This window comes from Pseudocitrobacter vendiensis (assembly GCF_943590815.1).
GTDB classification, from domain to species: domain Bacteria; phylum Pseudomonadota; class Gammaproteobacteria; order Enterobacterales; family Enterobacteriaceae; genus Pseudocitrobacter; species Pseudocitrobacter vendiensis.
Window position 1 is genome coordinate 1 of the sequence record NZ_CALSBS010000065.1, and the last position, 5405, is coordinate 5405.

3 protein-coding genes are annotated in these 5405 nt (G+C 49.5%); 1 reads left to right on the forward strand and 2 read right to left on the reverse strand.

The window, feature by feature from the left end:
• Window positions 1–129: 129 nt before the first annotated feature.
• Together nhaA and NMC31_RS25765 are read right to left on the reverse strand one after the other, a co-directional pair.
• Window positions 130–1281 (reverse strand): Na+/H+ antiporter NhaA, encoded by a 1152-nt coding sequence (gene nhaA, locus NMC31_RS25760; protein WP_001000602.1) that lies wholly within the window; start codon window positions 1279–1281, stop codon window positions 130–132.
• A gap of 268 nt (window positions 1282–1549) precedes the next feature.
• Window positions 1550–4558 carry a Tn3 family transposase gene (locus NMC31_RS25765; protein WP_001556712.1) on the reverse strand — a complete coding sequence of 1003 codons (3009 nt, stop codon included), beginning with the start codon at window positions 4556–4558 and terminating at the stop codon, window positions 1550–1552.
• 163 nt (window positions 4559–4721) lie between these two features.
• On the opposite strand from NMC31_RS25765, the gene NMC31_RS25770 reads away from it, so the two are divergent.
• Window positions 4722–5288 (forward strand): recombinase family protein, encoded by a 567-nt coding sequence (locus NMC31_RS25770; protein ID WP_057056002.1) that lies wholly within the window; start codon window positions 4722–4724, stop codon window positions 5286–5288.
• Window positions 5289–5405 lie beyond the last annotated feature (117 nt).

The following is a 5405-nucleotide window of genomic DNA, read 5'->3' on the forward strand; positions in this document are numbered from 1 at the left end:
AAAAATACCCTCAGCAATTAGTGTACTGAGGGTATTGTTAACCATCCGTAGGATCGTTCAACTGATCAATGCCTTAACTGATCGGTGTTATCCCGATTGGGAGGCTTTACAAAATAGCTCATTTTTATCTTACGCTTGCGCTTTCTTAGGCAAAGAAAAGTGCAGTAAGGCATAGCCAAGTAATGCTGCTGTCGTAGAACCCATTAAGATACCGAGTCGAGCATAGGTATCAAATTCAGGACTTACATTTCCGAACGCTAAAGAGGAAATGAAGATAGACATTGTAAAGCCAATACCACACAACACAGATACCGCAAAGATATGCTTGAAGTTAACGCCTTCAGGTAACTTAGCAACGCCCATTTTTACCGCTGCCCAGCTAAAGGTAAAGATACCTAGAGGCTTACCAACCAGTAGACCCAAAGCAATACCGAGTGGCAGCATTGAAGTTAGACCTGACATCGATACGCCTTCTAACGAAATCCCCGCATTGGCAAATGCGAATAGAGGCAGAATACCAAATGCCACGTATGGGTGAAGCGCGTGCTCCATATGTTTAAGTGGAGAATGTTCGCCCTGCTTTCCCTTTAGTGGGATAGCAAAACCAATCACTACACCTGCCAATGTTGCGTGAACACCAGATTTAAGCACCGCGAACCATAAGATCGCACCGACGATCATGTATGGCGTAAGTTTTGTTACTTCCTTCGCATTCAACATGAATAGGACACCAGTCATGATGAAGCCAACAAGCAACGCCATGGTCGACAGGTCACCGGTGTAAAATAGCGCGATAATAACAACTACACCTAAATCATCGATGATAGCAACCGCCAGCAAGAACACTTTTAGGCTTACTGGTACACGCTTACCTAATAACGCCATGATACCTAAAGCAAAAGCGATATCTGTCGCCGCTGGAATTGCCCAACCAGAAATCGCCTCAGGATCGTTGGCATTAAAGGCTACGTAAATAAGAGCAGGAGTTAATATACCGCCAACCGCTGCAATCGCAGGGAAAATTGCGGTTTCTTTTGATTTTAACGCACCTTCAAGCAGCTCTCGCTTAACTTCAAGGCCAATGAGTAAGAAGAAAACAGCCATTAGGCCGTCATTAATCCAGTGAGAAACTGACATACCAAATACATAAGTATGCAGTACAGATTGATAAGTTTCGCCCAGCGGTGAGTTAGCAATGGTCATCGCAATTGCCGCGGCAATCACGAGAAGAATACCACCAGCTGATTCCATTTTGAAAAAGTCACGAATGACATCGTTCATGGTTTCGTCCTTATATTTATTATCTTAATAAACGATTAACAAAGAATGATAAGAGTGTATAGCGGTCGAAAACTTTAGAATAATTGAATCGCCACGGATAATCTAGACACTTCCGAGCCGTTGATTGGACTGACCCCACGCCCGTAGACAAATTCTGTCCTCACGACGAGGCCTGTTCGAAGGCCTCCGGACTGACGCCGCCGAGGTGACTGTGGCGCCGGGCCCGGTTGTAGAAGGGGTTTGAGAGCCAATGGAACGAAAACGTACGCTAAGAAGTTAATTCATTGTTTAAATTGAAATTTAGTTCTCTCAGTTCCCCCTTCAAAATATCCTCCGGTAGCGTAAACGTATAATGCCCCAGCATATTGATATGCCCGTGCATCAGTGGGGACAACCGGGCGATATCTTCAACCCCGATTTCTTCTCCATTACTGCGTATCCAGCTCAGGGCTTCCTGCATATAAAGTGTGTTCCACAGTACCACTGCGTTAGTGACCAGGCCCAGTGCCCCCAGCTGATCTTCCTGACCTTCACGATAGCGCTTTCTGATCTCACCGCGCTGCCCGTAGCAGATCGCCCTCGCCACAGCATGGCGGCCTTCCCCCCGGTTTAGCTGCGTCAGGATCCGCCGACGATAATCCTCATCATCAATATAATTAAGAAGGTACAGCGTCTTGTTGACGCGCCCCACTTCCATGATCGCCTGTGCCAGCCCTGATGGGCGCGAGCTTTTCAGCAAAGAGCGAATGAGTTCTGAAGCATGAATGGTGCCCAGTTTCAGCGAACCGGCGGTTCGCATCATCTCATCCCACTGATCCTCGGCTTTCGACAGATCGGCACAACCACGTGCCAGTTCGTCCAGTGCACCGTAATTTGCCGATTTATCCACTCGCCAGAATACCGCTTCACCGGCATCGGCAAGCCGGGGGGAAAACTGGTATCCCAGCAGCCAGAAGAGGCCAAAAATAATGTCGCTGGTACCGGCTGTGTCTGTCATGATCTCAACCGGATTCAGCCCTGTCTGCTGCTCCAGAAGGCCTTCCAGCACAAAAATGGAATCTCGTAATGTGCCGGGGACAACGATGCCGTGGAATCCAGAGTACTGATCAGAGACGAAGTTGTACCAGGTGATGCCACGTCCGGAACCAAAATATTTTCTGTTAGGTCCTGAATTGACGGTTTTCACCGGCGTGACAAAGCGCATGCCATCAGCTGAAGCCACTTCGCCACCACCCCAGCGGCCAGCAAGCTCCAGTGTGGACTGAAAATCAACCAGGCGGGCATTGGCGCTGACCAGCGTTTCTGCCCGGAGGTAATTCTGTTTTACCCAGCTAAGCCGGTGGCGCGTCAGCGCCGGTATATTGTGCTTTATCAGCGGTTCCAGCCCGATATTGCAGGCCTCTGCCATCAGGACCGCGCACAGGCTGATGTGCAGATCCTGTGCCCGGGCCCCGGATTCACTGACATGCGTAAACTCACGTGTAAATCCCGTTCTGGCATCTATTTCAAGCAACAGTTCCGTCAAATCTACTGGCGGGAGTAGCAGCCTTACCCGACTGTTGAGACGATGCAACGATGTTGGCTCCTCCAGTTTCTCCAGGCTGCTGATAGTCAGGGAAGGATGTTTACCGTCATGGCAAATATGAACCTCCGCATTTCCTTCAAAGCGGGATGCGACGGTTTTCCAGGTTTCATCTAGCTGGACCGCCAACTGTTGCACGCCTTTATGTCCATCAGTGGGATGTCCCAGCGCCCGGCAAACGGGGACCCGCTGAGCCTGCCATTCTTCCCCCTGCAACAGCTTCTCGCGGGGATTTCCCCAGCGATCGCTGTTTTCGAGCCAGATGTCCCTTCGACGTAGTGCATCCTGAAGGCGCTCCAGCAGACAAAGCGAGTAACCGGCACGCTGTATCCGGCCCTCCGCATCGTATACCAGGCGTTTCCAGGGGCCGGTAATAATATGTTCAGGCGCATTGTCCAGGATGCGCTTTTTCGAGCCGTTCAGTTCGGTCAGATAATGAATGGCGGACAACGTATGTTCTCCGGCTGGCGCTGCCTGGAAATGCAGGTCGCGCAATACCGCCGGAAGAAAGCGCTTTACCCGCCCGTACTGCTCCACCATTTCGTCATGGAAATTGTTGTTCTGAGGCCGGGCCAGCTCATTTACCTTGCTGACGGATTCTGCCAGCCTGCTTTTCGGTATGCTGTTGAATATGGTCTCCCTCAGTTCAGCATCGTCAGCCTGTTCATCCAGCAACAATGAACATGCCCGCGCCAATATTAGCGCAGCACGATCAAGATCTTTAAGCGTCCTGAGCCGTTTTTTCTGCCCCGTTTTCTTCGCCGCACGAGTGATATCCAGTATCAGCATATCGAGCACATCAACGGCCTCATCCAGCGCCGCAGTCTCCTGCGCTTTAACGAATGCTGTGAGTACGGCCAGTTTTCTCTGCTGTGGCATTCGCGCGATATATTTTACCGACGCCATGCCTGCGTAACGGGCCAAATTACGCAGTTGTATAGCAGGCAGACCGGTAAAATTCAGTCGGGAAAATTCCAGGTTTCGCAGCCGGATATACCGCTCCAGCGCTTCGGTAAATGCCGGGCCGCTGACGGTGACCGGTCCCTTTTTCAGTTGCTCCAGCGGTGAAGTACGCTGCCCCTCAGGAATGTCCAGAAGCTCCGTCACGCGGGCGGTCTGCCAGCTGTCCGGCAACGCGGCCAGTTTCTTCCACAGCCGCTGATTTGCCCGTTCGCGTATTTCACTGACGAGACGTACAAGTGTGGTTGCTCCGGGCAGCAGGACCTTATTCTGAAGCAGCCACGCGGTGGCAAAATCAAACATAAGGCCGGGTCGCTCATTACTGAGCCATGCGCGGGTGTACAGCAGGCGCTTCAGGCGGAAAGACCAGGGGAAATCGCCAAATTCATGGTAACCGTAATATTCCTTAATCAGCGCAGTATGCTCTCTGAGGGTGGTAACCCGTTCTGCGTAGCGGGTAAGGACTTCCGGACGGCGAATATTAAGCTGCACCGCGACAAATTGCTGAACACCTGGCAGAACCCGGGTTAAGTCTGTCAGAAAGGTGCCCAGAAAACGGGCGGTGGTGAGCTGAAGCGCAATTCCCAGCCGGTTATGCCTTCCCCGCCGCTGGTTAATGAAGGCAAGATCCCGCTCATCAAGATGAAAATAGCGCGCCAGCTGCACGTCATTGGGTTCTGCAACATAGCGACCATAATTCAGTTCCTGCTCAGTGGTCAGAAAATCGACGGGCATACCGGCCTCCCTGCCTGATGGTCATGAATTAACAATTTCGCAACCGTCCGAAATATTATAATTTATAAGACAGCATAAAACGGCAGGCATGGACTGTCTATTAAATCGTATTTTTGCCATAATAGACACAAGGTGTCTGATATTCGATTTAAGGTACATTTTTATGCGACTTTTTGGTTACGCACGGGTCTCAACCAGTCAGCAGTCCCTAGATATTCAAATTAGAGCACTTAAGAACGCGGGGGTAAAAGCCAACCGTATTTTTACGGACAAGGCATCGGGAAGTTCAGCTGCCAGGGAAGGACTTGAGCTGTTGCGCATGAAGGTGGAAGATGGAGATGTCATTCTGGTGAAGAAGCTAGACCGTCTTGGTCGTGACACTGCCGATATGATTCAACTAATAAAAGAATTCGATACCTTGGGTGTGGCAGTCCGATTCATTGATGATGGGATCAGTACCGATGGAGAAATGGGGAAGATGATCGTCACAATTCTATCAGCAGTGGCACAAGCAGAACGTACTCGCATCTTTGAACGAACAAATGAAGGAAGAATTGAGGCCAAGTCTAAAGGAATTAAATTTGGCAGAAAACGGAAAATAGACAGGAATAAAATAAAATTTATGCATGATAAAGGAACTGGAGCAACTGAAATAGCTAAGCATATGGGTATTGCGCGTTCAACCGTATATAAAATTATCAATTCAGAACGTTCACCAATCAATGATTGATTATCTTACAACTGACAAGGTGGAATTGTGAGAACATTTGTTATAATTTGGACGATAGCTTTCATTGCGGTAATTGCTGTAATGTGTACAGTGGATCTTTCATCATATGTACCTTCA